This window comes from Shewanella sp. A22, assembly GCF_053850585.1.
Map to the genome: position 1 here is coordinate 1 of NZ_JBSQBN010000226.1, position 1980 is coordinate 1980.

1 protein-coding gene is annotated in these 1980 nt (G+C 42.1%); it reads right to left on the minus strand.

Translation table 11 applies throughout. The features are described 5' to 3' along the window. Positions 1-247 precede the first annotated feature (247 nt). Positions 248-1708 (minus strand): MBL fold metallo-hydrolase RNA specificity domain-containing protein, encoded by a 1461-nt coding sequence (locus tag ACWXWT_RS20365; protein WP_456043390.1) that lies wholly within the window; start codon positions 1706-1708, stop codon positions 248-250. Positions 1709-1980 lie beyond the last annotated feature (272 nt).

Here is a 1980-nt window from a genome sequence, read left to right on the forward strand (position 1 = left end):
GGTCTATTTTTTTCCATAAAAAATAAGACATTCCCACCATCCATGGCGGTCAGATACTGGAGGTAGAGTAACGCAGGAGCTTGTTACCGAGGATCACTATTCGCTTCAATCATCTGCCTTGCCTACAACACTTTGAACTCCCGCTGAAAGATCACATATTTAATAGGATTGGTATTAGATAGTATCGAAAAACTGCAAAACGAAATTGATGCTTAAGCCTACTGGTTAAGCATCAATTAAAACCACCTTATTCTGACGTTTCACTGGCTGTATTTAGCCACACAAACTCAGGTAAAGCGGTTAAATCTAAACAATCTCCTCGCTCCGCAATTGCGCTACTTTTAGGTTTAGTGGCAGGGTCTTGATTTAGCGCATCCATCAACACTTGTTGAGCGTCTGGCTCCCCATGAACCAATATGACCCCTGGCGACTGTTCAAAATGGTGGTACCAGCGTAATAGCTCAGCTTGATCAGCGTGAGCAGACAAACCACCTACGGTATGAATACTTGCAGCCACTCTAATACTTTGACCATGAATCGTTAACTCTTCAGCGCCATCAACTAATAAACGCCCTGGTGTTCCCATCGCTTGATAACCACAAATAATAATGTCAGCTTCTTCACGCCAAAGATTATGCATAAAATGATTGCGAATTCGACCACCATTACACATGCCGCTACCGGCAATAACAATCAAGCCTTGGTGAATATCATTCAGCTCTATCGACTCTTCAGTGCTATTAATAAAGTCGGCACAAGATAATAATGGATGTTCCCCAGGTGACATGCGGGTAAAACGCTTAAAGTCGTCATCCATTAGCGGGTAGTTATTCACATAAATCTCTGTTGCCTTTATTGCCATCGGACTGTCTAAGCAAATACGCCAGCGCGATAAATCCCATTCTTTGGCATACAAATGAAACAGATAAAGTAGCTCTTGAGACCGTCCAACAGAAAAAGCAGGGATTAAAATATTGCCACGGCTCTCTTTAATGGTGCTTTTAAAAATGGATTTAAGCTCAACCAATGTATCTTGCCAGCTTCGATGTAATCTATCGCCGTATGTGCTTTCCATTAACACTAAATCGGCGTGTTCGATTGATGTTGGATCGTCTAAAATTGGCATTCCAGCTCGGCCTAAATCACCACTAAAGACCAGCTTTTTCTGCTCGGGTTTATTGCCTAACCACAACTCAACGACGGCTGAGCCAAGAATATGCCCAGCATCAGATAAGCAAATCTCTACCGCATCGGCAATTTGTACTCGTTGACCATAATCGAGCATCACAAACTGCGACATCACTTGATCGACTTCTTTTTCAGTAAATAATGGTTCAAGTGGCTCTAAATCATGTTTTGCACGTTTCTTATTTTGCCTGTCGGTGTCTCTTTCTTGCAGCATCGCCGCATCACGTAACATCACATTGCAGAGCTGTGCGGTCGCTCTTTGAGTATAAATAGGTCCTGTAAAGCCTTCTTTTATCAGGTAGGGCAACCGACCTGAATGGTCAATATGTGCATGGCTTAATACAACAGCATGGATATGTTGCGGTTGAAATGGAAAAGGATCGTGGTTACGTAGCGCATCAGCTTTACTCCCTTGAATAAGCCCACAATCAAGTAACACTTGCTGTTCATTCACGGTGAGTAAATGGCAAGATCCTGTAACTTCTTGAGTTGCTCCGAAAAACTGCAAAGTCATATGCATATGTTGCTCCCGATAAAATCGATAACAGTCCTAAATTAAGCGTATGTCATTGGTAGAATAAAGTAGCGATCTATATCAAAAAAATACGAAAAAAAAGATCTTGGTACCAAAAACAAACCTTTTCTCATGCAAACAGGCTAACAGCTAATACCAATCCTATTAAATATGTGATCTTTCAGCGGGAGTTCAAAGTGCTGTAGGCAAGGCAGATGATTGAAGCGAATAGTGATCCTCGGTAACAAGCTCCTGCGTTACTCTACCTCCAGTATCTG